The 519-nt window shown below is 47.4% G+C and carries 2 tRNA genes and 1 rRNA gene; all 3 read right to left on the minus strand.

Annotated features, from left to right (window positions below):
- Positions 1-195 precede the first annotated feature (195 nt).
- Positions 196-271, minus strand: a tRNA-Ala gene (locus GTU76_RS29770).
- Positions 272-301: 30 nt separating this feature from the next.
- Positions 302-378: transfer RNA gene (locus tag GTU76_RS29775), tRNA-Ile, on the minus strand.
- Positions 379-459: 81 nt separating this feature from the next.
- Positions 460-519: ribosomal RNA gene (locus GTU76_RS29780) — 16S ribosomal RNA — on the minus strand; the annotation flags it as partial.

Raw genomic sequence — 519 nt, forward strand, 5'->3', positions numbered from 1 at the left:
TCGAATTTCTCAACTAAGAGAACTCACAAATTTTACCTTAGCCTGATCCGTTACCAGTGAAAGTAACGTTCAGTCTATCTTTCTATCACATACCCAAATTTTTAAAGAACGAACTAGTCAAAGACTAGAAATCAACATTCACCATCATCACAATGGAATGCTCATTTCTAAGCTTTCAAACTTCAGAAGCAGTAGTGGTGGAGCCAAGCGGGATCGAACCGCTGACCTCCTGCGTGCAAGGCAGGCGCTCTCCCAGCTGAGCTATGGCCCCGTATGTCTACAGGTATTTCCCACACAAAATTGGTGGGTCTGGGCAGATTCGAACTGCCGACCTCACCCTTATCAGGGGTGCGCTCTAACCAACTGAGCTACAGACCCAATTTCGGGCTGCTTCTTTCGTCTTCTTCAATGAATCAAGCAATTCGTGTGGGAACTTATGGAGCAGCTGATGTCGTCGATTAAGGAGGTGATCCAGCCGCAGGTTCCCCTACGGCTACCTTGTTACGACTTCACCCCAGT

The organism is Pseudomonas crudilactis, from assembly GCF_013433315.1.
GTDB classification, from domain to species: domain Bacteria; phylum Pseudomonadota; class Gammaproteobacteria; order Pseudomonadales; family Pseudomonadaceae; genus Aquipseudomonas; species Aquipseudomonas crudilactis.